The 24,154-nt window shown below is 61.0% G+C and carries 22 protein-coding genes; 7 read left to right on the plus strand and 15 right to left on the minus strand.

What is annotated here, in order from left to right; all coding sequences use genetic code 11:
• Positions 1-278: 278 nt before the first annotated feature.
• The 15 genes from ftsZ to mraZ form a co-directional block, all read right to left on the minus strand.
• On the minus strand, positions 279-1,469 hold the full coding sequence (ftsZ, locus tag IEX57_RS19390; protein ID WP_188706684.1) for a cell division protein FtsZ: 1,191 nt from the start codon (positions 1,467-1,469) through the stop codon (positions 279-281).
• A gap of 175 nt (positions 1,470-1,644) precedes the next feature.
• Complete coding sequence (gene ftsA / locus IEX57_RS19395; RefSeq protein ID WP_229678814.1) at positions 1,645-2,877, minus strand: cell division protein FtsA; 1,233 nt, start codon at positions 2,875-2,877, stop codon at positions 1,645-1,647.
• 96 nt (positions 2,878-2,973) lie between these two features.
• Complete coding sequence (locus IEX57_RS19400; RefSeq protein ID WP_188706687.1) at positions 2,974-3,723, minus strand: cell division protein FtsQ/DivIB; 750 nt, start codon at positions 3,721-3,723, stop codon at positions 2,974-2,976.
• A 7-nt stretch (positions 3,724-3,730) separates the two neighbouring features.
• Complete coding sequence (locus tag IEX57_RS19405) at positions 3,731-4,648, minus strand: D-alanine--D-alanine ligase (protein WP_188706689.1); 918 nt, start codon at positions 4,646-4,648, stop codon at positions 3,731-3,733.
• An 11-nt stretch (positions 4,649-4,659) separates the two neighbouring features.
• Positions 4,660-6,066, minus strand: coding sequence for a UDP-N-acetylmuramate--L-alanine ligase (gene murC / locus IEX57_RS19410; protein WP_188706691.1), 1,407 nt, complete (start codon positions 6,064-6,066; stop codon positions 4,660-4,662).
• A complete protein-coding gene (gene murG, locus IEX57_RS19415; RefSeq protein ID WP_229709133.1) occupies positions 6,063-7,136 on the minus strand; it encodes an undecaprenyldiphospho-muramoylpentapeptide beta-N-acetylglucosaminyltransferase in 1,074 nt (357 codons plus the stop codon). The genes murC and murG overlap by 4 nt, the downstream gene beginning before the upstream one ends.
• On the minus strand, positions 7,129-8,319 hold the full coding sequence (ftsW, locus tag IEX57_RS19420) for a putative lipid II flippase FtsW (RefSeq protein WP_229709135.1): 1,191 nt from the start codon (positions 8,317-8,319) through the stop codon (positions 7,129-7,131). Before ftsW ends, murG begins: the two co-directional genes overlap by 8 nt.
• Complete coding sequence (gene murD, locus IEX57_RS19425; protein ID WP_188706693.1) at positions 8,316-9,740, minus strand: UDP-N-acetylmuramoyl-L-alanine--D-glutamate ligase; 1,425 nt, start codon at positions 9,738-9,740, stop codon at positions 8,316-8,318. Before murD ends, ftsW begins: the two co-directional genes overlap by 4 nt.
• Before the next feature lie 18 nt (positions 9,741-9,758).
• Positions 9,759-10,844, minus strand: coding sequence for a phospho-N-acetylmuramoyl-pentapeptide-transferase (gene mraY / locus IEX57_RS19430; RefSeq protein WP_188706695.1), 1,086 nt, complete (start codon positions 10,842-10,844; stop codon positions 9,759-9,761).
• A 3-nt stretch (positions 10,845-10,847) separates the two neighbouring features.
• Complete coding sequence (locus tag IEX57_RS19435; protein WP_188706697.1) at positions 10,848-12,218, minus strand: UDP-N-acetylmuramoyl-tripeptide--D-alanyl-D-alanine ligase; 1,371 nt, start codon at positions 12,216-12,218, stop codon at positions 10,848-10,850.
• Positions 12,218-13,699 (minus strand): UDP-N-acetylmuramoyl-L-alanyl-D-glutamate--2,6-diaminopimelate ligase, encoded by a 1,482-nt coding sequence (locus IEX57_RS19440; protein ID WP_188706699.1) that lies wholly within the window; start codon positions 13,697-13,699, stop codon positions 12,218-12,220. The genes IEX57_RS19435 and IEX57_RS19440 overlap by 1 nt, the downstream gene beginning before the upstream one ends.
• 1 nt (position 13,700) lies before the next feature.
• On the minus strand, positions 13,701-15,542 hold the full coding sequence (locus tag IEX57_RS19445) for a peptidoglycan D,D-transpeptidase FtsI family protein (protein WP_188706701.1): 1,842 nt from the start codon (positions 15,540-15,542) through the stop codon (positions 13,701-13,703).
• On the minus strand, positions 15,539-15,847 hold the full coding sequence (ftsL, locus tag IEX57_RS19450; RefSeq protein ID WP_188706704.1) for a cell division protein FtsL: 309 nt from the start codon (positions 15,845-15,847) through the stop codon (positions 15,539-15,541). Before ftsL ends, IEX57_RS19445 begins: the two co-directional genes overlap by 4 nt.
• Positions 15,844-16,773, minus strand: a complete 930-nt coding sequence (gene rsmH / locus IEX57_RS19455) for a 16S rRNA (cytosine(1402)-N(4))-methyltransferase RsmH (protein WP_188706706.1) — start codon at positions 16,771-16,773, stop codon at positions 15,844-15,846. The genes ftsL and rsmH overlap by 4 nt, the downstream gene beginning before the upstream one ends.
• Positions 16,770-17,207 carry a division/cell wall cluster transcriptional repressor MraZ gene (gene mraZ, locus IEX57_RS19460; protein ID WP_188706708.1) on the minus strand — a complete coding sequence of 146 codons (438 nt, stop codon included), beginning with the start codon at positions 17,205-17,207 and terminating at the stop codon, positions 16,770-16,772. The genes rsmH and mraZ overlap by 4 nt, the downstream gene beginning before the upstream one ends.
• A 288-nt stretch (positions 17,208-17,495) precedes the next feature.
• Between mraZ and IEX57_RS19465 the strand changes: the two genes are divergently transcribed.
• The 7 genes from IEX57_RS19465 to udp all read left to right on the plus strand — a co-directional run bounded on the left by IEX57_RS19465 (position 17,496) and on the right by udp (position 24,040).
• The gene (locus IEX57_RS19465) at positions 17,496-17,675 is read left to right on the plus strand and encodes a protein MIGRI (protein ID WP_188706710.1); all 180 of its coding nucleotides are present in this window, start codon (positions 17,496-17,498) and stop codon (positions 17,673-17,675) included.
• A 117-nt stretch (positions 17,676-17,792) separates the two neighbouring features.
• Positions 17,793-18,737, plus strand: a complete 945-nt coding sequence (gene msrP / locus IEX57_RS19470) for a protein-methionine-sulfoxide reductase catalytic subunit MsrP (RefSeq protein WP_188706712.1) — start codon at positions 17,793-17,795, stop codon at positions 18,735-18,737.
• 608 nt (positions 18,738-19,345) lie between these two features.
• Positions 19,346-20,617: a NupC/NupG family nucleoside CNT transporter gene (locus tag IEX57_RS19475; protein WP_188706714.1), complete on the plus strand. Its 1,272-nt coding sequence runs from the start codon at positions 19,346-19,348 to the stop codon at positions 20,615-20,617.
• Positions 20,618-20,659: 42 nt separating this feature from the next.
• Complete coding sequence (gene deoC / locus IEX57_RS19480) at positions 20,660-21,442, plus strand: deoxyribose-phosphate aldolase (RefSeq protein WP_229709137.1); 783 nt, start codon at positions 20,660-20,662, stop codon at positions 21,440-21,442.
• Positions 21,443-21,492: 50 nt separating this feature from the next.
• Positions 21,493-22,812, plus strand: a complete 1,320-nt coding sequence (gene deoA, locus IEX57_RS19485) for a thymidine phosphorylase (RefSeq protein ID WP_188706716.1) — start codon at positions 21,493-21,495, stop codon at positions 22,810-22,812.
• Positions 22,813-22,838: 26 nt separating this feature from the next.
• A complete protein-coding gene (locus IEX57_RS19490) occupies positions 22,839-23,240 on the plus strand; it encodes a cytidine deaminase (protein WP_188706718.1) in 402 nt (133 codons plus the stop codon).
• A gap of 26 nt (positions 23,241-23,266) precedes the next feature.
• Positions 23,267-24,040 carry a uridine phosphorylase gene (gene udp, locus IEX57_RS19495; RefSeq protein ID WP_188706720.1) on the plus strand — a complete coding sequence of 258 codons (774 nt, stop codon included), beginning with the start codon at positions 23,267-23,269 and terminating at the stop codon, positions 24,038-24,040.
• Positions 24,041-24,154 lie beyond the last annotated feature (114 nt).

A 24,154-nucleotide genomic window follows, 5' to 3' on the forward strand; every position in this document is an offset into this window, starting at 1 on the left:
AAAAGTGATAGCCGGAATCAATCTATTACCGCACCACTACATATCCCGTAGCGCAAAGACACCTGTGCCGGCCCCGATCTGTCAAAGACGGGAAGCCGGTGCGGCACGCCACAAGGCGCGCCGCACGCTACGCGATCGGGTCAGAGAGGCGCAGCAAACCTGATAGGCCCAGCAGTTTCCACAGCCCAGCGAAGCGGTGCTGGCAAGGCGTGCGAGCGCAGACAGTACGTAAGTACGGCAAGCGAGCACAACGCAGCCAGCAGGGCTGTGGGGACTGCTTAGTCGGCCTGGCGACGCAGGAAGGCCGGAATATCCATATCGATGTTGTTCAGCGCCGGACGAGCCGCCGATTGCGTGGCCTCACCAGCCCCCAGGCTGCCACCACGGCGCGTACGCCAGATGGCCGGCTTTTCGTAATCTTCAGCGTTAAAGCCAAGATTATCGGTGCCGGTGCGGGCTTGTTGCGCCTGACCTTGTACGACGGACAGCTGCGGCTTGGACGTTTCCTTGGCGCCCAGACCGGTGGCGATCAGCGTAATGCGGATCTGGTCGCCCAGCGATTCGTCATACACCACGCCATGCTTGACCTGTGCGTCTTCGGACACGTGCGCGTTGATGATTTCCAGCGACTGGCGGATTTCGCTCTTCTTGAGCGTGGCACGGCTGGCAGAGAAGTTCACCAGCACGCCGCGGGCACCCTTGAAGCTGATGTTGTCCAGCAGCGGGCAACGGATGGCTTCTTCGGTCGCCAGCACGGCGCGGTCTGCGCCTTCAGCCACGGCCGTACCCATCATGGCCATGCCCATTTCACGCATCACGGTCTTCACGTCGGCAAAGTCGACGTTGATCAGGCCCGGGTAGTTGATGATTTCAACAATCGAACCCACCGCGTTACGCAGCACATCGTCGGCAGCACGGAAGGCTTCGTCGATGGTCACGTCTTCGCCCAGCACTTCTTCCAGCTTCTGGTTGGACACAACGATCAGCGAATCCACGTACTTGGCCAGTTCGTCGATGCCGACTTGCGCCACTTTCTGGCGGCTGCCTTCATCGATACCCGGCTTGGTCACGACGCCAACCGTCAGAATGCCTTTCTCACGCGCCACCTGGGCGATCACCGGTGCCGCACCCGTACCCGTGCCACCACCCATACCTGCGGTGATGAACAAGAGGTCGGCGCCAGAGATCAGATCAGCAATGTGATCACGATCTTCTTCTGCTGCCTGGCGGCCGATTTCCGGATTGCAACCGGCACCAAAACCACGGGTGAGATCAGCACCCAGTTGCACCACGTTGCTGGCGCGTGCCAGTTTGAGCACTTGCGCGTCCGTATTGGCGGCAATGAACTCGACGCCCTGCATGGCGTTTTCAATCATGTTGTTGATGGCGTTGCAACCTGCACCGCCAACACCGATCACCTTGATATTCACAAGGTGCGCTACTTCCTGAAACTCAAAAGTAAGTGCCATGTGTATCTCCTCTGACCCTGACTAACTGCTTGACCCGAAAAATTGATAAAAGAAACGCCCGTTGTTTCGCTCTGAAACCGACTGCTGCTGACTTGTTGTTGCTTGTTCTGCCGTGTTGCCTGTACTGCCTGGCACCAGCCAGGATCACCGCCTGGCGCCATGTCTTTCAAAACCGTTAGAAATTGTTCTGGAACCAGGACTTCATCCGGCCCAGGATGTCGCCAAACGAGCCGTCCTTCACACGGCTCACCGGGTTACGCATGTATTGCTCGCGCGCAATCAGCAACAGGCCGACTGCGGTTGAAAAACGCGGGTTCTTGACCACTTCGGCCAGACCGCCGACGTACTTTGGCGTGCCCAGACGCACCGGCATGTGGAAAATTTCTTCACCCAGTTCCACCATGCCCGGCATCAGCGCAGCGCCACCGGTAATCACGATGCCGCTGGAGAGACGGTCTTCAAACCCGGCGCGGCGCAGTTCGGCCTGCACCAGGCTGTAGAGTTCTTCCACCCGCGGTTCGATCACTTCGGCCAGGGTGTGGCGGCTCATCTGGCGCAAGCCGCGTTCGCCCACGCCTGGCACTTCGATCATTTGCTGCGGATCGGTCATGTGGCGCAGTGCCACGCCGTATTGCAGCTTGATGGTTTCGGCCTCGCCAGTCGGGGTACGCAGCGCCATGGCGATGTCGTTGGTCACCTGATCGCCCGCAATGGGGATGACCGCGGTGTGACGGATTGCGCCGTTTACAAACACCGACAGGTCAGTGGTGCCGCCGCCGATATCCACGAGGCACACGCCCAGTTCTTTCTCGTCTTCGGTCAGCACGGCGTGGGCCGAAGCCAGCGGTTGCAGAATGACTTCGGCAATCTCCAGGCCACAGCGGCGCACGCACTTGGTGATGTTCTGCACCGCAGAGACCGCACCGGACACAATGTGCACGCGCACTTCCATGCGCACGCCGCTCATGCCCAGCGGTTCTTTCACGTCTTCCTGGCCGTCGATGATGTATTCCTGGGCCAGGATGTGCAGAACCTGATGGTCCGTCGGGATGTTCACCGCGCTGGCGGTTTCAATCACGCGGTCCATGTCGGCCTGGGTGACTTCCTTGTCCTTGATGGCGACCATGCCGTGCGAATTCAGCCCGCGGATATGGCTGCCCGCGATGCCGGTGTAGACCTCGCGGATCTTGCAGTCGGCCATCAGTTCGGCTTCGCCCAGGGCAGACTGGATGGCACTGACGGTCTTTTCGATATCGACCACCACGCCACGCTTGAGCCCGCGCGATGCGGCCGAGCCCAGCCCGACCACGTTCAGCGAACCGTCTTCCTGTACTTCGGCCACAACCGCCACCACCTTGCTGGTGCCGATATCCAGACCCACGATGAGGTTTTTGGTATCCCGTGTCACAGACAACCTCTACTCAATTTCCTGATTACTTTTAATCGTTTCCGGCGCTCACCCGCTCAGAAGCGGGGATGCATGCCGGGCCTGTATTGCCAACGGTCAGGCCGGGGCCGCTTTGGCACCCTTGGCCGGCACCGCGGGCTTGAAACCCGGCAGCCGTACCGCAAAACCGTTTGGATAACGCAAATCCACGTACGAAAACGCCTGGTTATCACCCGAGAGCTTCGCCAGGGAACCGCCCCAGGCACCGGCAAAACGCCGTACCCGGTCCAGGACGTCGTTGCGTCCTGCTTCAACAATCACTTGCCGGTCCAGCTCAAAGCGCCAGGCCCGACGATCCGACAACCAGATGTGCGTTGGCTGCTTGCCCATGGGCGCCAGGGCGCTCTTGAGGTCAGTCAAACCATCTACCAGCAGTTTTTCAGTGCCGTCCGGGCCTTCCAGGATTGGCAACTGGTCGTTAGAGGCGGCGTCGAAACGCTCGCCATAGTTATTGAGCAATGCAATCGAACCCCAGCGCGCAATCGCGTGGTGTTCTTCAATCGTCACTTCCAGCCGGTCCGGCCAGCGGCGCCGCACACTGACCTGGCGCACCCACGGCAGTTTCTCGAAGGCCGAACGGGTACGGTCCAGATCCAGCGTGAAGAACGTGCCTTTGAGGTCGTTCTTGATCACGTACTGCAACTGTTCACGCGTGACGTGGGCCAGATCGCCATCGACCGAAATCTTGCGCACCGGAAACAGCGGCGAATGCACGGCCAGAAACAGCAATGAATAAAACAGCAGCAGCACGGCCAGAGCCGTGAGCAGATTGGCAAACCACATCAAAAGTTGGGGCTTGTCCCACATCGCCGTGTTATTCCTGACCTGCCAGCGTTGTATCCAGAATCCGCACCACCAGATCCTCATAGCTCATGCCCATGGCGCGTGCGGCCATCGGAAAGAGGCTATGACTGGTCATGCCCGGTGCCGTATTCACTTCCAGCAAGAAGTGATTGCCGGCGTCATCCATCAAAAAGTCCACTCGCGCCCAGCTCTTGCCGCCAATGCCCCAGAACGCCTTTTTCACATCTGCGGCGATCTGCGCTTCTTTTTCGGCCGGCAAACCGCACGGACACAGGTATTTGGTGTCGTCGCGGAAATACTTGGCTTCGTAATCGTAAAACTCGGTCGCCGGCTCGATCTTTACCGCGGGCAAAACTTCATCACCCAGGACGGAGGTGGTGTACTCGCCACCACCCATGAAGGTTTCGGCCAGCACCAGCGGGTCGTACTTCACCGCTTCTTCAAACGCCGCCTTCAGACCGCCGGCTTCCTTGACCTTGACCACGCCAACGCTGGAGCCCTCGGTCGCCGGTTTTACAAACAGCGGCAGGCCCAGCTTCTTTTCAATGGCGGCGAAGTCGCTGTTGGCGTTCACCAGTTCAAAAGCCGGAATCGGCAGACCCAGCGCTTGCCAGATCAGCTTGGTGCGCAGCTTGTCCATGCCGATGGCCGAGGCCATCACGCCACAGCCGGTATACGGGATGCCCAGCACTTCCAGCGCGCCCTGGACGGTGCCGTCTTCGCCAAACGGGCCATGCAAAATGATGAATACGCGATCAAAGCCTTCGTCTTTGAGCGCCAGCAGCGGTTTTTCGGCCGGATCAAACTTGTGCGCGTCAATGCCACGGCTTTGCAGGGCCGCCAGCACGCCGGCGCCACTCATCAGCGAGACTTCGCGCTCGCTGGAGGTTCCGCCCATCAACACCGCCACTTTTCCGTATTGCTTCATGTTCATCGTTCTCAAATCTGCGTGAGCTTTGCCGGGACACCACCGATGGTGCCGGCGCCCATGGTGATCACCACATCGCCGTCTTGTGCCGCGGCCACAATGGCGGCGGGCATATCGGCGATCTGTTCAACAAATACGGGCTCTACCTTGCCGGCCACGCGAATGGCGCGGGACAGGCTGCGGCCATCTGCCGCGACAATCGGGGCTTCGCCGGCGGCATACACATCGGCCAGCAACAGGCCATCCACCGTGGACAGCACTTTGACGAAGTCTTCAAAACAGTCACGCGTGCGGGTGTAGCGGTGCGGCTGGAAGGCCAGCAGCAAGCGGCGCCCCGGGAACGCGCCACGGGCAGCGGCCAGTGTGGCGGCCATTTCTACCGGGTGGTGGCCGTAGTCATCGACCAGCGTGAAACTGCCGCGCGCGCTGCCATCTGCAGCGGCAGGCAGGGCGATTTCGCCGTAGCGCTGGAAGCGACGGCCCACGCCGGTGAACTCGGCCAGAGCTTTCTGGATGGCGGCTTCGCTGGCACCCACTTCAAGGCCAATGGCAATGGCGGCCAGGGCGTTGAGCACGTTGTGGTTGCCGGGCATGTTCACGGTGATCGGGATACGGCGGGTTTCGCCGTTTTCCCATACCGCGTCGAACTTCATCTGGCCGCCAACGGCTTGTACGTTCTCGGCGCGCAGCAAGGCGTCTTCGCTGAAACCGTAGGTCGTCACCGGGCTGGTCACCTGGGGCAGGATGGAGCGCACGTGCGGGTCATCAATGCACAGCACCGCGCGGCCGTAGAACGGCAGGTGACGCAGGAAATCGACAAACGCGCCCTTGACCTTGTTGAAGTCGTGGTCGTAGGTGTCCATGTGATCCTGGTCGATGTTGGTCACCACCGAGATCACCGGATTCAGATACAGGAAAGAGGCGTCCGATTCATCGGCCTCTGCCACCAGGAAATCGCCACGGCCCAGTCGGGCATTGGTGCCCGCAGCCTGCAGCTTGCCGCCGATCACGAAAGTCGGATCAAGGCCGGCAGCTTCCAGCACGCTGGCGGTCAGGCTGGTGGTGGTGGTCTTGCCATGGGTGCCGGCAATGGCGATGCCCTGCTTCAGGCGCATCAGTTCAGCCAGCATCAGGGCACGCGGGATCACCGGCGTTTTGGCTTCATGCGCGGCTTGTACTTCCGGGTTCTCATTGCCGACCGCGGTGGAGGTCACGACGACGTCCACGCCTTTGGCGTATTCAGCCGAGTGCCCTTGATGCACCGTGGCACCAGCCTTGATCAGGCGCTGGGTGGTCGCGTTGCTACCCAGGTCAGAGCCGCTGACCTCAAAGCCCAGGTTGACCAGAACCTCGGCAATGCCGCTCATGCCGACGCCGCCGATCCCTACAAAATGAATGCGTTTGACTTTGTGTTTCATGCTGCCAGTTCCTCCAGCACCTTGACCACAGCTGCCGTGGCCTCAGGGTGGGCGAGCGCTCTGGCTTTGGTGGCCATGGCCAGACACTGCTCGCGTTGTGTTTGTTGCAGCAGCGTGAGCAACCACGCTGCAGTAAATGCGTTTTGTTGCACCAGCACGCCCGCACCGGCATCAGCCAGATAACGGGCATTGCCGGTCTGGTGATCGTCCACGGCGTGCGGATACGGCACCAGCACGCTGGCTGCGCCCACGCAGGCCAGCTCCGAAACCGTCAAGGCGCCGGCACGGCACACCACGAGATCGGCGTCGGCATAAGCCGTGGCCATATCGCTGATGAAAGCCACGCAGTCGGCGCTTACCCCTGCGGCGTCGTAATTGGCGCGCAGGGCTTCAATATTCTTTTCGCCCGCCTGATGAATCACTTGCGGACGTTGCTCCACCGGCAGTTGTGCCAGCGCCTTGGGTACTTCTTCGTTGAACACCTTGGCGCCCAGACTGCCGCCAACCACCAGTACCTTGAGCGGCCCGGTGCGACCGGCAAAACGGGCGGCGGGTTGGGCTGCATCCAGAATCGCGCCGCGCACCGGATTGCCGATGCAGGCGCGGTTACGGCCCGCCTTGAACGCGCCAGGGAACGCAAACAGCACGCGGTTGGCAATGTGCGACAGTGCCTTGTTGGTCAGGCCGGCGACCGAGTTTTGTTCGTGGATCACCAGCGGCAGCCACAGCAAACGCGTGGCCAGGCCGCCAGGAAAGCCGGTAAAGCCGCCAAAGCCGATCGCCACATCCGGGCGGTAGCGGAAAATCACGCTTACCGACTTGGCCAGCGCCCGCAGTTGCACCCACGGTTGCACCAGTTTCTTGAGCAGGCCCTTGCCGCGCACGCCGGTAATGGGCAGCGTTTCCAGCGTGATGTCGTACTGCGGCACGATGCGTGTCTCCATCGCGCCGGCAGCACCCAGCCACACTACGTTCCAGCCCTTCTGGCGGACAGCATCGGCCACGGCCAGGGCCGGGAAGATATGCCCGCCGGTGCCGCCAGCCATGACCATCAAGGTGCGCTTACTCATGGCGCACCCCGCGGATCATCTGGCGGTTTTCGAAGTCGATGCGCATCAGCACGCCCAGCGCCAGCAGGTTGGCCACAATGCCCGACCCACCAAACGACAGCAGCGGCAGGGTCAGGCCCTTGGTCGGCATCAGGCCCATGTTCACGCCGATATTGATGACCGACTGCACGCCAAACCAGATGCCAATGCCCTGTGCGACCAGCGCTTGATATGCGCGGTCCAGCTTGGCCGCCTGCACGCCGATCAGGAACGCGCGCAACACCAGGAATGCAAACAGCGCCACCACAAAGGCGACGCCCACAAAACCCAGTTCTTCCGCGATGATCGCCATCAAGAAGTCGGTATGCGCTTCTGGCAGGTAAGAGAGTTTCTCTACGCTGGCGCCCAGGCCCACGCCGGTCCACTCGCCCCGGCCAAAGGCAATCAGCGAGTGACTCAGCTGATAACCCTTGCCGAACGGGTCTTTCCACGGATCAAGGAAACCCAGCACCCGCTGCATACGGTACGGCGAGCTGACCACCAGACCGACAAAGCCCACGGCCAGCATCACGATCAGGCCGGCAAACAAGCGCCAGTTAAAGCCGCCCAGGAACAACAGGCCCATGGCGATGGCGGTAATCACGGCGAAGGCGCCGAAGTCAGGCTCCAGCAGCAACAGACCGCCAACCACCAGCATCACGATCATCATGGGCAAAAGGCCCTTGGTGATGCTTTCAACCAGGTTGCCACCCATGAACGCTGCTTTGCGCACGGTGTAGTCAGCGGCGTACAGCGGCACCACAAACTTCATGATTTCGGACGGCTGCAGGTTGATGACCACCAGGGAGAGCCAGCGGCGGCTGCCGTTCACTTCACGGCCAATGCCCGGTACCAGCACCACCAATAGCAGCAAGGTGCCCAGAATGAACAGGATTGGCGCGTATTGCTGCCAGGTTTTGGTCGAGATATTGAATGCGACGAAACCGGCAATCAGTCCGACCACGAGGAAAATCGAGTGGCGGATCAGATAGTAATTGGCGCGGAAACCTACATCCTTGTCGACTTCTGCCTGAGCGATCGAAGCCGAATACACCATCACCAGGCCGAACGCGAGCAGGATCAGGATCGTCCAGAGGAGGATCTGATCGTACGCGGCCATAGTCGGCCGGACGCGTTTGAGGGCCTGGTAGAACAACTGTTTCACGCCGCACCTCCGGCCAGCGCGTTCACCGCCGCGATGAAGACCTCTGCGCGGTGGTGATAGTTGCGGAACATATCCAGGCTGGCGCAAGCCGGGGACAACAGCACGGCGTCGCCCGGTTGTGCCATGTTGGCGGCAATGCTCACGGCCATTTCCAGCGTCGGCACTTGCAGCACCGGCAAGAAGGATTCGTCGTCGTCATCCTCGTCGTCGTCCTCGCCAATGAACGCAGAGGTGGCGTCGTTAAGGACTTCGGCAATCTGCGGGCCATCACGGCCGATCAGGATCACGGCGCGGCAGATGCGCTCACACGCGGGCACCAGCGGGCGGAAGTCCTGGCCCTTGCCGTCACCACCCGCAATCAACACCACCGGCTGGGTCATGCCTTTGAGCGCGGCTTCGGTCGCGCCCACATTGGTGCCTTTGGAGTCATCGTAATAACGCACACCGTCGATCTCGGCCACGAACTCGACGCGGTGCGGCAAGCCCTTGAACGCTTTGAGCGCGGCCACCAGCGGGCTGGTGGCGATACCGATCGCCTTGCACAGCGCCAGCGCAGCCAGCGCGTTGACCGCGTTATGCAGCCCTGCCAGCGGCAGTTCGCAGGCTTTCATCAACTCAAAATCGCCCAGACGCAGGCTGAAGTCGTCGCTCTGTTCGACCAGACCGTATTCCGCGCCATTACGCGGGGCATCGGCACCAAACCAGACCAGGTCACGGCCAGCCTGGGTCATGCCACGGCACCAGCCGTCTTCACGGTTCAGCACCATGACGCCCATACCGTTGAACACGCGCGCCTTGGTGGCCGCGTAATCGGCCATGCCGGTGTAGCGGTCCAGATGGTCTTCCGTCACGTTCAGCACGGTGGCGGCATCGGCCTGCAGCGAGTACGTGGTTTCCAGCTGGAAGCTGGAGAGTTCCAGTACGAAGACATCCGGCAATGTGCCTTTGGCTTGCCACTCCAGCAGCGCTTCAAGCACCGGCAGGCCGATATTGCCCGCCACGACGGTGGCCAGACCGGCGGCTTCGCACATCTTGCCGACCATGGTGGTCACGGTGGATTTGCCGTTAGACCCGGTAATGGCAACGACTTTGGCCTTGCTGCCTGCCACGACTTGCGCAAACAGTTCCACATCGCCCAGGGCCGGCACGCCGCGCGCGACGGCAGCGGCCAAGGCCGGGGTGGCCAGCGCCACGCCGGGGCTCATGATCAGGGCGTCGGCATCGGCAAAGGTGGCATCGGTGAATTTGCCCAGGCGCACGTCAGCGTCTGGCAGCGCAGCTTTGAGCGCGGCCAGATTGCGTGGCGCGTCGCTGGTATCGGCCACGCTGACGCGCGCGCCCTGGTCTTTCAACCAGCGCGCGGCGGCCAGCCCGGAATCTCCGAGCCCGACGACGATGCAGTGTTTTCCTTGCCAGGCCATGATCTTGTCCTGTCCCTTTTACCGAAGCTTCAGAGTTGCCAGGCCAGCCATCACCAGCAGCATGGTGATGATCCAGAAGCGCACGACGACCTGCGTCTCTTTCCAGCCCTTGAGTTCATAGTGGTGATGCAGCGGCGCCATACGGAACACGCGCTTGCCGGTCAGCTTGAAGCTGGCCACCTGGATCATCACCGAGAGTGCTTCCACCACGAACACGCCGCCCATGATCAGCAGCACGATTTCCTGGCGCACGATCACGGCCACGGTGCCAAGGCCCGCGCCCAGCGCCAGCGCGCCGACGTCGCCCATGAACACTTCTGCCGGATAGGCGTTAAACCACAAGAACCCGAGACCCGCGCCAGCCATGGCGGCACAGAAAATCACCAGTTCGCCCGCGCCCGGTACATGCGGAATGCCCAGGTATTTGCTGAACACCGCGTTACCGGCCACATAGGCAAAAATGCAGAACGCGCCAGAGACAAACACGGTCGGCATGATCGCCAGGCCATCAAGGCCATCCGTGAGGTTCACCGCGTTGGATGTCCCGACAATCACGAAATACGTGAGAATGCAGAAACCGATCGCCCCGAACGGGTAGAGGATTTCCTTGTAGAACGGGATGATGAAACCGGTGTGCGACGGCAACTGGCCGGCGTTCACAAGGAACAACCCGGCGCCGATGGCGATCACCGACTGGCCAATCATCTTGGCGCGCGCCGACAAACCCTTGGGGTTCTTCAGCGCCACTTTCTTGTAGTCATCAATAAAGCCGATCACGCCGGTGGCCAGCGTCACGATCAGCGTCAGCCAGACATACTTGTTGTTCAGCTCGCCCCACAGCAGCGTAGTGATACCGATCGACAGCAGAATCAGGGTGCCGCCCATGGTCGGCGTGCCGGCCTTGACGAGGTGCGTCTGCGGGCCGTCATTACGCACGGCCTGGCCGACCTTCATTTCGGTCAGCTTGCGGATGACCCACGGGCCGAGCATCCAGGAAATGCCCAGCGAGGTAATCATGGCCAGCACCGCGCGCAACGTGATGTAGTTGAACACGTTGAAAGCGCGGATCGATTCGCCCAGCCATTGAGTCAGCAGCAGCAACATGGGTCAGGCATCCTTTTTATTGTTGTTATCGCCTTGCAGCGCTTTGACCACGCGCTCCATCTGCATAAAGCGCGAGCCTTTCACCAGCACAATGCTGTCTGGCGTGACGGCTTTATTCAGTGCGGCCAGCAGGTCTTCCAGGCTGGCGTAATGCGTGCTGCCATAGGTCGCAGCGGCGTGGGCCATATCGGTACCCAGCGTGAACAGCTGTTGTACGCCCTTGTCTTTGGCGTACTGGCCGATCTCGATGTGGCGTTCAACTTTCTCCGTACCCACTTCACCCATATCGCCCAGCACCAGTACAGAGGGCTTGCCGCTGGCGGCAGCCATGCCGGTCAGTACGTCGATGGCGGCGCGCATGGAATCCGGGTTGGCGTTGTAGGTGTCGTCGATCAGCACCGCACCATTGGCGGCGGTTTTGCGCTCCAGCCGGCCTTTCACACCTTTGTAGCTAGCCAGGCCCGCAGCGATCTCTTCCACCGTCAGGCCGACGGCCGAGGTGGCAGCGGCAGCGGCCAGCGCGTTGCGGACGTTGTGCAGGCCCGGCACCGGCAGCAGTACGTGCGTTTCATCAATGCCGGCGCCCAGGATGAACTGGCTGCCTTCGTCGGTTTCGCGCACTTCGCGGGCGTGGACTTCGGCCGACTTCAGACCAAAGCTGATCTGGCGCTTGCCCATGGCCAGTTGACTCCACAACTCGGCATGCGGGTCATCGGCGTTGATCACGGCAGTGCCGCCATCCTTGAGGCCACCAAAGATTTCGCCCTTGGCACGCGCCACGCCTTCCACCGAGCCCAGCGCTTCCAGGTGGGCGCGCAGCGCGTTGTTCACCAGCGCCACATCCGGGCTGGCCAGATGGGTCAGATAGTCGATCTCGCCAAAATGGTTCATGCCCATTTCAACCACGGCGTAGCGGTGTTCCGGCTTCAGGCCGAACAGCGTCAGCGGCACACCAATGTGGTTGTTCAGGTTGCCGCGCGTGGCCAGCACGGCATCGGCACCGGCGTAATGCGCCAGTACGGTGGCGATCATCTCTTTGACCGTGGTCTTGCCATTGCTCCCGGTCACGGCGATCACTTTCAGATCGGTCATGCGGTTGCGCCAGAACGCGGCCAGCTGGCCCAGTGCGGTCAGGGTATCGGGCACGACAATGGTCGTGCCGGGCAGGTCACGCTCAACCAGCACGGCCACTGCGCCTTGTTCCAGCGCGGCGGCAGCGTGGTCGTGGCCATCAAAGCGCTCGCCTTTGAGCGCTACAAACAGATCGCCCGGCTTGATATCACGGCTGTCGGTACTGACGCGCGTGAACACCAGGTCCGCATCGCCCGTGAGCGTTGCGTTGAGGGCCAGCGCAGCTTCGCGCAGGGTGAGCATTATTGCGACTTCCTTTGCAGTGCAGCGCGCGCCTCTTCGACATCGTCGAAGTGATGGCGTACGCCGTTGATTTCCTGATACGTCTCGTGGCCTTTGCCGGCAATCAGCACCACGTCGTCCGGCCCGGCCAGATCAATGGTGTCTTCGATGGCATGGCGGCGGTCCACGCTGATGGCGTAGTTGTGATCGCCCAGGCCATAAACGCCTTCCACGCCCTTGACGATGTCTTCAATGATCTTTTGCGGGCTTTCCGAACGCGGGTTGTCGCTGGTGATGATGACGTTGTCCGCCAGATCACAGGCGATCTTGCCCATGATGGGGCGCTTGCCCGGATCACGGTCGCCGCCACAGCCAAACACGCAATAGAGGCGCTTGCCTTCCGGCATGGCGTCACGCAGGGTGGAGAGCGCTTTTTCCAGCGCATCCGGCGTGTGGGCGTAATCAACCACCACCAGCGGCTGCTTGCCACCGCCAAGGCGCTGCATGCGGCCACCGGCGGGCTTGATCTGGCCCAGCACGCGGGCAGCATCGGCCAGCGGTACACCGGCGGACAACAACACGCCCAGCGTCGCCAGCAGGTTGTAGACGTTGAACCGGCCGATCAGCTCGCTCACCACGCTGCAACGGCCTTGCGGAGTGTCGATTTCCAGAGCCAGCCCGGCCAGCGAGGCATGCACTGCCACGGCGCGGATATCGCCCTGGTCGATGCCATAGGTGATGACGTTTTTCGCCGTGGTTTCGTCGGCCAGCTTGCGACCGAACTCGTCATCAACATTGATGACGGCGTGCTTGAGGCCTTCCCACGCAAACAGGCGCGCTTTCTCGGCGCCGTAGGCGTCCATCGAACCGTGGTAATCCAGGTGATCGCGGGTCAGATTGGTGAAGACGGCGGTGTCAAAGGCCACGCCATGCACCCGCGCCTGGGCCAGCCCGTGTGACGAGACTTCCATGGCGACATGGCTGGCGCCTTCATCACGGAAACGGGTCAGCCATTGCTGCACGGCAACCGGGTCCAGCGTGGTGTGGGTCGACGGTTCCAGCGCGCCCCACAGGCCGTTGCCCATGGTGCCCAGCACAGCCGTCTTGTGGCCCAGCAGGCTGAACGCCTGGCCCAGCCAGTGCGCGATAGAGGTCTTGCCATTGGTGCCGGTGACGCCGGCCACAAACAGCGTATGCGACGGATCGCCCAGCAGGTGCGAGGCCACAATGCCCGCCTGCGCACGCAATTGCGGGATCGCCAGGTTGGGCACGGTCCATTCGGCTTGCCAGGTAAAACCTTCTGCTTCCCACAACACGGCGGCGGCGGCGGCGGCGATCGCCTTATCTATATAGGTGCGGCCATCGGCGTATTCGCCCTGGAACGCCAGGAACACATCACCCGCCCCGACAAGGCGGCTGTCGGCGCGCACAGGCCGACCGGCTGCGATGGCATCAATGGCAGCCAGGTCCAGCGGTGGAAGAGTCCAGGTTTGCGGCTTCATGTTATTCCCTTGCGTCCGACTCATCGGGCGCGGGCAGAAGGATGTTGTCGGTCGGCGCATCGGGCGGTACGCCCAGCAAGCGCAGACTGCCGGCCATGACGTTACTGAACACGGGGCCCGCAACGGAGCCACCAAAATGTTTGCCGCCCTGCGGATCATCGATCATCACGGCAATAATCAAACGGGGGTCAGATGCTGGGGCCATACCGATAAACGACGCAATGTACTTGTTTACATACACGCCGTTTTCCAGCTTGTGCGATGTCCCGGTCTTGCCCGCCACGCGATAACCCACGACTCGCGCAGCCACACCGGTACCGCCAGGCTGCACCACGCTTTCCATCATGTCGCGCATCTGCTGGGCGCTTTGCGGGCTGATCACCTGCTTGCCCGGCATGGGCGCAACCAGCTTGGTAAAAGTGATCGGATGAATCTGGCCGTTATCGGCAAACATCTGATAGGCACGCGCCATCTGCATCAGGCTAACGGAAATACCGTTGCCGAACGCCATGGTGGCCTGCTCGATGGGGCGCCAGTTTTTCCAGTTGCGCAAAATACCGCCGGCTTCACCCGGGAAACCACTGTGCGGCACTTCGCCAAAACCGGCGTTGTGATAGGCGTTCCACATGTATTCACGCGGCATCATCAGCGAGATGCGGGCCGCACCGACGTTGGACGATTGCTGGATCACCTGCGCAATCGACAACACACCGCCATGGTGGGTGTCGTGAATGGTGGCCGGGCCGATCGACATGGTGCCGTTAAAGGTATCGACCTTGCTGGTCGGCGTGATCTTGCCCGAATCCATCACGGCAGAAATCGTGATCGGCTTCATGACCGAACCGGGTTCATAGATATCGGTCAGCGCGCGGTTACGGCGGGCGGCCGGATCAATACGGGCACGGCTGTTGGGGTTGTACGACGGCGCATTGGCCAGCGCCAGCACTTCGCCGGTGTGGGCGTCCAGCACCACAATGCCGCCACCGACGGCCTTGTTGGCTTCGACTGCTGCTTTCAGTTCGCGGTAGGCCAGATACTGGATGCGCTTGTCGATCGACAATGTCAGCGTTTCGCCATCACGCGGTGGCACGATGGTGGAGATGTCTTCCACAATGTAACCACGACGGTCGCGGATCACGGTACGGCTACCCGGCTTGCCGGCCAGCATGCCATCACGGGTCAGCTCGAAACCTTCCTGGCCTTTACCATCAATATTGGTAAAGCCAATGATATGCGCCATCACTTCCCCGGCGGGGTAGTAACGGCGGTATTCGGTTTGCGCATAAACGCCCGGCACGTTCAGCGCCAGCACCGTCTTGGCATCCGCCGGCGCCATGCCGCGCTTGAGCCAGACAAAGTCAGGGCGGATATCATCGCCGTTTGCGTTTTTCTTGCTGGCGGCGGTGATCTTGCTGAGGATATCGGCCGGGCTCATCCCCAGGGCCTTGGCCAGCGAGGCGACTTCATCGCGCGAGACCGGCACCGGGTCTTTTTCGTTGGCCGGCTCCCAGTCGTCATCGCGCTTCTGGCCTGGCGGCAGCAGTGTCATGCCGCGCGGGCTGCACCAGATCGACTGTACCGGGGTGGAGATCGCCAGCGGATCGCCGTTGCGGTCGGTGATCATGCCGCGGTTGGCTTCCAGCTTGAGCGTACGGGTATAGCGTGCGTCGCCCTGGCTTTGCAGGAAGGACTCGTTGAACGCTTGCAGCCACAGGCCCCGGGCCAGCAAGGTCAGGAACAACAGCATCAACACGGTGACAATGGCCCAGACCCGCCAGCGCTCAAGCTTGAGCACGTGGACGTAGCGCTGGTGCGGACGCACTGAAGAAATACGCGCGTTCATTGTTTCAGGTCCGCTTTGGTGGCCACGCGGCCGACGGCAACGCCGTCCGGGCCGACGACCTGGGTGCGGGCCGAGCCAGGCATCTGCATGCCAAGACGCTGGGTGGCCTCAGACTCGATCCGCGAATGCATGGCCCAGGTGCTTTCTTCCAGCTGCAACTGACCCCATTCCACGTCGAGCTGACGTGCAACCTCTTGTTCTTTCTGCAGTTCTCCGTACGCTTTACGCGCGCGGTGCTGGCTGGTGACGACGGACAATGCACACACAATGGCGAGGGCCAATAAAAACAGATTGAGGCGGATCACAGCGCCGCCTCCGTTCTTTCTGCCACCCGCAGGATCGCACTTCTGGCCCTGGGGTTTTCCGCCACCTCTGTCTCACTGGCGCGGACGGGTTTGCCAATGATCTTGAGTGGTGGCACCGGCATCTCTGACGCCCTGAGCGGCAGTCTGTCCGGCATGTGTGATTTTGACGCATGCTGCATGAATTGTTTGACGATCCGGTCTTCCAGCGAATGAAAGGCAATGATCGACAAACGCCCGCCCGGTTTCAGGCGCGAAAGCGCCTGCGGCAGGATCAGCGAGAGCTCTTCAAGCTCCCGATTAATGAAAATCCGTACAGCCTGGAAGGTACGCGTCGCCGGGTCCTGGCCCGGCTCACGGGTACGGACGGCTTTTGCCACGAGCGCGGCAAGTTGCCGTGTACTCGTGAGGGGCTGCTCGCCCCGACCCGCAACAATCGCTGCTGCAACCTGTTTAGCAAACCGCTCTTCGCCATAGTCACGTATCACCTCGGCAATGTCTTTTACATCTGCAGTGTTCAGCCACTCGGCAGCAGTCATGCCGCGGGTGGTGTCCATGCGCATATCCAATGGCGCGTCGAAGCGGAAACTGAAGCCGCGACTGCCATCGTCCAGTTGGGGGGAAGAAACACCCAGATCCAGCAGCACACCATCGACTTTTTCCACGCCCAGCTTGTCCAGCGACTGCGCCAGTTGCGCAAAGCCGTCATGAACAATGGTGAAACGCGGATCGGTGATGGTGGCGGCCTCGGCAATGGCCTGCGGGTCTTTGTCGAACGCGATCAGGCGTCCGCCCGCACCCAGTTGCGAGAGAATGTGGCGGCTGTGACCGCCGCGGCCAAAGGTGCCGTCGACATAGATGCCGTCGGCTTGCAGATGGAGACCCTGGACCGCTTCGTCGAGCAAGACCGTGCGATGGATAAAACTCACAGCACGATACCCTGCATTTGCTGGGCCAGTTCTGCCGGGTCAATGGCCAGTACGGACGCAGTTTGTGCGCCCCACTTGACGTCATCCCACAGCTCGAACTTGTTGCCCATGCCCACCAGTGCGACTTCCTTGTCCAGGCCGGCGATCTGACGCAGGCGTGGAGGGATCAGCACGCGACCGGCGCTATCCATTTCGATTTCTTCAGCGTGCCCGACAATCACGCGGCGAATGGCCACCTGCGCGCCGGACAGCTGGTTGAGCTTGTCACGCACGGGAATCCAGTCGGGTTCGGGATACACCAGCAGACAGCCCGCCGGTTCAACGGTAATGACCAGTTTGCCGGCGCAATGGGCGGACAGCAGCTCGCGATGTCTGGCCGGAATCGCCAAACGCCCTTTGCTGTCGAGATTAAGAGTTGCTACGCCGCCGAACATTGCCCGAGTTTTCCTGGTGAATTCTGGGTAAAAAGGACACTTTCACCCACTTTCTCCCACTTCGCCCCACTATAGAGCAAAAAAAAACGCGCCACAAGGGGCGCCTGGCTATTTTTCCGTTTCTATACAATCACTTATAATGGAGTTCACACAAAAATTCCCGTCAAATAAAGTCATTAAGTATCAGGATATAAACCACGGTACTTAAAGTAGAACATTAAGTGTGGTCAGATCTCGCCTACACTTTCGGCGGCGATAATCGTCCCTTACTGGCACAGACAAAAAATCATGCTCTCGGCATCCGTTCAGGTGATCCGCGTTCTGGCCCTGCTGCTGGCGGCCTGGTGGCTCTGGAGCCGGCTTTTCCCCAAAGCACGCAAAGAAGTCGATCGCACCATGAATATCGCGGCCTGCGTACTGGTTGCGGCTGCTTTTGTGGTTTTCGCTGCGCACTTTTTACCACACTGACGGTCACACGCCTCACATCACGGCGAACCGGGCGCCGTGCATCTGAAAACAATTCAACCGCGTAAGAAATCCGGACATAAACCGACTCATAGCCTGTGCCACTGTGGGAGAACCTTCATGTCTCGTTTCACCTTTGACGCGGGCATTACGCCTGGCGAGATCACACCGGAAGCGGTCTATCGCGATCGCCGCCGCTTTATGACTGCGGCCGGAACGCTGGTCGGTGCCAGCCTGATTCCTGATCTGGCGCTGGCCGCCGCCGCACCTGCCAACGTGTTTGCCGGTAAACCGTCCAGATACAACACGACGGAGCCGCAAAACACCTTCGACCAGATCACGCATTACAACAATTACTACGAGTTCGGGACCGACAAGACCGACCCTGGACAAAACGCCGGTTCGCTGAAAACGCGGCCGTGGGCGGTGCGGGTGGAAGGCGAATGCCTGAAACCACAGACCTTTGATATCGACAGCCTGATCAAACTGGCGCCGATGGAGGAACGTATCTATCGCCTGCGCTGTGTGGAAGCGTGGTCCATGGTCATTCCGTGGGACGGGTTTCCGTTGTCCGAGCTGATCAAACAGGTACAACCCACCGGCAACGCCAAATATGTGGAATTTACCTCGCTGGCCGACCCGCGCCAGATGCCGGGCCTGGCCGAACGCGTGCTGGACTGGCCTTATACCGAGGGTCTGCGCATGGACGAAGCCATGAACCCGCTGACGCTGTTGACCTTTGGCCTGTATGGCAAGGCACTGCCCAACCAGAACGGCGCACCGGTACGGGTGGTGGTGCCGTGGAAATACGGTTTCAAGAGCGCCAAGTCCATCGTGAAAATCCGCCTGGTCAGCAGCCAGCCCGGTACCGCGTGGAACAAGTCCGTGCCCAGCGAATACGGGTTCTATTCCAACGTGAATCCGGAAGTGGATCACCCGCGCTGGAGCCAGGCCACCGAGCGTCGTATCGGCGAATTCTTCCGCCGCAAGACGCTGATGTTCAATGGCTACGGCGATTACGTGGCTGGTATGTATAAAGGCATGGATCTGAAGAAGTATTACTGAGTGAGGTGTGAGGTGTGAGGTGTGAGGTGTGAGGTGTGAGGTGTGAGGTGTGAGGTGTGAGGTGTGAGGTGTGAGGTGTGAGGTGTGAGGTGTGCAGAGTGTAAGTGCCGGTCTGCCAGATGCAACTACCCTTTCACCCAAACCACAGCCTCGTCATTCCTGACCTCGGCGGCCCCTTGGCCGGAATCCAGGCACAAACAGGTGTGCCGAAGGCACTGAAACTGGTTTGCCAGGCAAAGCCCACCTGCGGTGGGCCTACTGGATTCCTGCCTGCGCAGGAATGACGAGCCAGGGGTATGCACGCCTCCCCCTCCTCACTCCTCACTCCTCACTCCTCACTCCTCACTCCTCACTCCTCACTCCTCACTCCTCACTCCTCACTCCTCACTCCTCACTCCTCACTCCCTTCCCCGAACATTCCGGAAACCCTGGTTGGCATATCCCGTGTTTTTCTGCCAAAAACAGGATACGCATCAACGCAGCGGCGCCCTGCCGCCTTTATGTTGATGGGTCCGCTCTTTTCCAGGCCCGGCCTTGATCGCTGCCACAAGCAATGACCCAGGGCGCAAAACAATCTCAACAAGCCGTTTCGGGGAGTACCTTTCAAGATGGATATCATCCGCAGCCTTATTGGCATGCTGGTTCTGTTGTTGATCGCCTTTGCCGTTTCCAATAATCGTCGCCTGATCAAGCCGCGCGTGGTGATTGCCGCGCTGCTCACCCAGATCGCGATCGGCGCGTTCATCCTGTTTGTGCCGATCGGCAAGATCATCCTGGAAGGTGCGGCCAATGCGGTGAATCACGTGCTGGAATTCGGCAACCATGGCATCGCCTTCATGTTTGGCGGGCTGGTCGACAAAAAAATGTTCGAGCTCTTTGGCGATGGCGGTTTTGTATTCGCCTTTCGCGTATTGCCGGCCATCATCTTTGTGACGGCGCTGATCTCGGTGCTGTATTACATCGGCGTCATGCGCTGGATCGTGCTGATCCTGGGTACGATTTTCCAGAAAATCATTGGTGTTTCCAGAATCGAGTCTTTCTCTGCCGCGACCACCATCTTCCTCGGCCAGAGCGAGATGCCGGCTGTGGTCAAACCCTTCGTCAAGCAAATGAACGGACCCGAGATGTTTGCCGTCATGTCCAGCGGCATGGCTGCGGTGGCGGGCTCTGTGCTGGCCGGTTATGCCGGGTTGGGCGTCAAGATGGAATACCTGCTGGCGGCCTCGTTCATGGCCATTCCTGGCGGCTTGCTGTTTGCCAAGATCATTTGTCCTTCCACCGGCCCCAGCACGGTCGAGTTCGAAAACGTGGGTTTTGACGAGCACCGCCCGGCCAACGTGATCGAAGCGGCGGCTTCCGGCGTGCAGGTGGGTTTGCAGATCGCCTTCAATGTCGGGGCCATGCTGATCGCTTTTATCGGGCTGATTGCGCTGCTTGACGGCATTGTTGGTGGCTTCTTTGGCTGGTTCGGCCACCCGGACCTGACGCTGGAAGCCATACTGGGCTATATCTTCTCGCCGCTTGCCTGGCTGATTGGCGTGCCGTGGAATCATGCGCAGATTGCCGGCAATTTCCTTGGGCAGAAGATGATCCTCAATGAGTTTGTCGCCTATGTCGGGCTGGCTCCCTATCTGAAAGATGCCGCCAGCGTGACTGCGGCAGGCCTGACTGTGCTGGACCCCAAAACCCTGGCCATTGTGTCCTTTGCCTTGTGTGGCTTTGCCAACTTTTCTTCCATCGCCATTCTGGCCGGTGGTTTTTCCGCCGTCGCACCGGAGCGGCGATCCGAAGTGGCCCGTTATGGTTTGCGCGTGGTCGCCGCCGGGACGCTTTCCAACCTGATGAGTGCAACCATCGCCGGTATTTTCCTGTCTTTGTAATCACGGCTTTGTCCGGATTCTTCTTTTCAGCCGGAGGCAATCATGACCGACCTGACCCGCAATCATTTGACCGAAGCAGCCCTGCGCGCGCTGCATCTGATGGACCTGACCGCCCTGAACGACACCGACACGCACGATTCCATCCGCGCGCTGGCCGCTGCCGCCAACACGCCGCTGGGCACGCCGGCTGCGCTGTGTGTCTATGTGCAGTTCGTACGCACCGCCAAAGAAGCCCTGGCTGCGCAGGGGCTCAATATCCCGGTCGCCACCGTCACCAACTTTCCGATCGGTGAGGCCAACCCGCAAGCCGCCGCAGGCGAGACCGCCGAGGCCGTGTTGCTGGGGGCCGACGAAGTCGACGTGGTTTTCCCCTATCGCGCGTTGATGGCAGGCGATGAAGACGTCGGCCACAAGCTGGTGTCGATGTGCCGCACCGCCGTTGGCGACAAGGTGCTCAAGGTGATTATTGAATCGGGCGAGCTGACCGCGCCGCAATTGATCAAGCGCGCCAGCGAGATTTCCATTCAGGCCGGCGCGCATTTCATCAAGACCTCTACCGGCAAAGTGCCGGTGAACGCCACCTTGCAAGCGGCGGAAATCATGCTTGAAGCCATCCGCAAATCCGGCAAACAAGTGGGTTTCAAGGCCGCTGGCGGTGTGCGTACGGCCACCGAAGCCGCCGCTTATCTGGCGCTGGCGGACCGCATCATGGGGCCGGACTGGGCAAAGCCGGAGACATTCCGTTTTGGTGCATCCAGTTTGCTGGGCAATCTGTTGACCACGCTGGGGCAGGATGCCGGCGCCACGCGCAACACCGCCTACTGATCCCCGATTGCGGGCGCGACGTGCGCCCGCTTTGCGTGTTGAGGTTCATCATGTTTCTTCCCCAGGAAATCATCCGCAAAAAGCGTGACCAGATTGCACTGAGCACCGAGGAAATCAGCTTTTTTGTGCGGGGCGTGGTTGATCGGTCGGTCTCTGACGGCCAGGTGGCCGCGCTGGCCATGGCCATTTATTTCAATGGCATGAGCACGCCAGAACGCGTGGCACTGACACTGGCCATGCGTGATTCTGGCCGCATTCTGGACTGGGCCAATTCGCGCCTGCCCGGGCCGGTGCTGGATAAACACTCCACCGGCGGCGTGGGCGATCTGACCTCCCTGCTGCTCGGGCCCATGGTCGCGGCGTGCGGCGGCTTTGTGCCCATGATCTCTGGCCGTGGTCTGGGCCATACCGGCGGCACGCTGGACAAACTCGAAGCCATTCCCGGTTACGATGTCTCGCCCGATTTGCCGCGCCTGCAGCGCATCGTCAGCGAAACCGGCCTTGCCATTGTTGGCCAGACCGCAGACCTGGCGCCGGCAGACAAACGTATTTACGCGGTGCGTGATGTGACGGCGACGGTGGAATCGGTGGCCATGATTACGGCCTCCATCCTGTCCAAGAAACTTTGTGCCGGCTTGCAGGCGCTGGTTATGGATGTCAAAACCGGCAGCGGCGCCTTCATGCCCACCATGGATAAAGCCCGCACGCTGGCGCGCAGCATTGTTGATGTCGGCAACGGCGCGGGGCTGAAGACCTCTGCCTTGATCACGGACATGAGCCAGGCGCTGGCGCCCGCCGCCGGCAATGCGGTGGAAATCCGCTGTGCCATTGATTACCTGACCGGCAAAGCCAGGCCCGCGCGGCTGCACGAGGTCACCATGGCGCTGGCCACGCGCATGCTGGTGCTAGGCGGGCTTGCCGGCAGCGATGATGAGGCGCGGGCGGCGCTGCAGCGCAGTCTGGATACCGGTGCCGCCGCCGAGCGCTTCGCCAGAATGGTGTCCGCCCAGGGCGGCCCGACCGATTTGCTGGAAGCGCCCGACCAGTATCTGGCCTCGTCACGTACCCAGGTTCCTGTCGTCGCCACGCAATCCGGTTATATCAGCACCATTGACTGTCGCGCGCTGGGGCTGACTGTGGTGAATCTGGGGGGCGGCCGGCGCCTGCCAGCAGATCGCATTGACTACGCGGTGGGGCTGACCGGGCTGGCGGAACTGGGCGCACGCGTGGAGCCCGGCCAGCTCCTGGGCGTCGTCCACGCACATAACGAAAACAGTGCCCGCAACGCCATTGCAGAAGTGACGGCGGCCTATACCATCACGGACGCGCCGCCGCGCCTGCCACCCGTGATACACGAACATATTCATTGATACCGGCGTTTTGACAAGGAGCCGCCATGGACCAGCAGCAACTCATGCAGGAAGCAAAAACCGCACGCCAGAAAGCGTATGCGCCGTACTCCCGTTTTCAGGTCGGTGCCGCGCTGCTGACGCGTGATGGCAAGGTGTTTCATGGCTGCAATGTAGAAAACGCCTCTTATGGCCTGTGCAACTGTGCCGAACGCACGGCGCTGTTCGCCGCCATTGCCGCTGGCTATAAACCGGGCGACTTCGCCACGCTGGCCGTGGTGGGCGATACCGACGGCCCCATTGCACCGTGTGGCGCGTGCCGGCAAGTGATCATTGAACTGGGCTCGCCCACGCTGGAGGTGGTGCTGACCAACCTGAAGGGCGATGTCGAGGTCACCAGCGCCAGCGCCCTGCTGCCTGGCGCGTTTTACCTGGACCCCAACGCCTGACCGACCGTACTGACGAGGACAAGCTTATGTCGCAAGCCGATCACAAATCCGAGGTGTTCCACCTTGGGTTGACCAAAGCCATGCTCAAGGGCGCTACCGTTGCCATCGTGCCGGGTGACCCTGGCCGTAGCCAGCGCATTGCCGAACTGATGCAGAACCCGCAACCGCTGGCCAGCCATCGCGAGTTCAACTCCTGGCTGGGTGAATTGAATGGCCAGAGCGTGGTGGTGTGTTCTACCGGCATTGGCGGGCCGTCGACCTCTATTGCGGTGGAAGAACTGGCACAACTGGGCGTGCGAACCTTTTTGCGGGTCGGGACGACGGGCGCGATCCAGCCCCATATCAATGTGGGCGATGTGCTGATTACCACGGGCTCGGTCCGGCTGGATGGCGCCAGCTACCACTTCGCCCCCGCGCCATACCCGGCCGTGGCCGATTTCGAGTGCACCACCGCGCTCGTCGCCGCCGCCAGGGCCAAGGGCGCCACAGCGCATGTGGGGATCACCGCTTCCTCAGACACCTTCTACCCGGGGCAAGAGCGCTACGACACCTATTCCGGCCGCGTGAACAAGGAATGGGAAGGCAGCATGAAACAGTGGCAAGCGCTGCACGTGATGAACTACGAGATGGAATCGGCCACGCTCTTGACCATGTGTGCCGCAATGGGCCTGCGCGCCGGCATGATCGCTGGCGTGATCGTGAACCGTACCCAGCAGGAAACCCCCAGCGCCGAGACCATGAAAAAAACCGAGAACGATTCGGTCAGCATTGTGATTGAGGCCGCACGCCATTTGCTCTGAACGATCTGGTTCGCCACACAAACCGGGCCTGAGGCCCGGTTTTGTTTTATGCGACCCCACAAAAAAAGAACCCGCCTTGCGGCGGGTTGAAGGTACGACTCTGCTCTTTACGAT

The sequence above is a fragment of the Silvimonas iriomotensis genome (assembly GCF_014645535.1).
In the GTDB taxonomy this organism is placed as follows: Bacteria; Pseudomonadota; Gammaproteobacteria; order Burkholderiales; family Chitinibacteraceae; genus Silvimonas; species Silvimonas iriomotensis.

What these genes read in the sequence shown, in the direction of transcription:
- IEX57_RS19400 (WP_188706687.1), bottom strand. Translation starts at nt 3,723, where the DNA reads ATGTGGGACAAGCCCCAACTTTTGATGTGGTTTGCCAATCTGCTCACG.
- msrP (WP_188706712.1), top strand. Translation starts at nt 17,793, where the DNA reads ATGTCTCGTTTCACCTTTGACGCGGGCATTACGCCTGGCGAGATCACA.
- murC (WP_188706691.1), bottom strand. Translation starts at nt 6,066, where the DNA reads ATGAAACACAAAGTCAAACGCATTCATTTTGTAGGGATCGGCGGCGTC.
- mraZ (WP_188706708.1), bottom strand. Translation starts at nt 17,207, where the DNA reads ATGTTCGGCGGCGTAGCAACTCTTAATCTCGACAGCAAAGGGCGTTTG.
- murD (WP_188706693.1), bottom strand. Translation starts at nt 9,740, where the DNA reads ATGGCCTGGCAAGGAAAACACTGCATCGTCGTCGGGCTCGGAGATTCC.
- udp (WP_188706720.1), top strand. Translation starts at nt 23,267, where the DNA reads ATGTCGCAAGCCGATCACAAATCCGAGGTGTTCCACCTTGGGTTGACC.
- IEX57_RS19475 (WP_188706714.1), top strand. Translation starts at nt 19,346, where the DNA reads ATGGATATCATCCGCAGCCTTATTGGCATGCTGGTTCTGTTGTTGATC.
- murG (WP_229709133.1), bottom strand. Translation starts at nt 7,136, where the DNA reads ATGAGTAAGCGCACCTTGATGGTCATGGCTGGCGGCACCGGCGGGCAT.
- ftsZ (WP_188706684.1), bottom strand. Translation starts at nt 1,469, where the DNA reads ATGGCACTTACTTTTGAGTTTCAGGAAGTAGCGCACCTTGTGAATATC.
- deoC (WP_229709137.1), top strand. Translation starts at nt 20,660, where the DNA reads ATGACCGACCTGACCCGCAATCATTTGACCGAAGCAGCCCTGCGCGCG.
- IEX57_RS19435 (WP_188706697.1), bottom strand. Translation starts at nt 12,218, where the DNA reads ATGCTCACCCTGCGCGAAGCTGCGCTGGCCCTCAACGCAACGCTCACG.
- IEX57_RS19490 (WP_188706718.1), top strand. Translation starts at nt 22,839, where the DNA reads ATGGACCAGCAGCAACTCATGCAGGAAGCAAAAACCGCACGCCAGAAA.
- deoA (WP_188706716.1), top strand. Translation starts at nt 21,493, where the DNA reads ATGTTTCTTCCCCAGGAAATCATCCGCAAAAAGCGTGACCAGATTGCA.
- IEX57_RS19445 (WP_188706701.1), bottom strand. Translation starts at nt 15,542, where the DNA reads ATGAACGCGCGTATTTCTTCAGTGCGTCCGCACCAGCGCTACGTCCAC.
- mraY (WP_188706695.1), bottom strand. Translation starts at nt 10,844, where the DNA reads ATGTTGCTGCTGCTGACTCAATGGCTGGGCGAATCGATCCGCGCTTTC.
- IEX57_RS19440 (WP_188706699.1), bottom strand. Translation starts at nt 13,699, where the DNA reads ATGAAGCCGCAAACCTGGACTCTTCCACCGCTGGACCTGGCTGCCATT.
- IEX57_RS19465 (WP_188706710.1), top strand. Translation starts at nt 17,496, where the DNA reads ATGCTCTCGGCATCCGTTCAGGTGATCCGCGTTCTGGCCCTGCTGCTG.
- IEX57_RS19405 (WP_188706689.1), bottom strand. Translation starts at nt 4,648, where the DNA reads ATGAAGCAATACGGAAAAGTGGCGGTGTTGATGGGCGGAACCTCCAGC.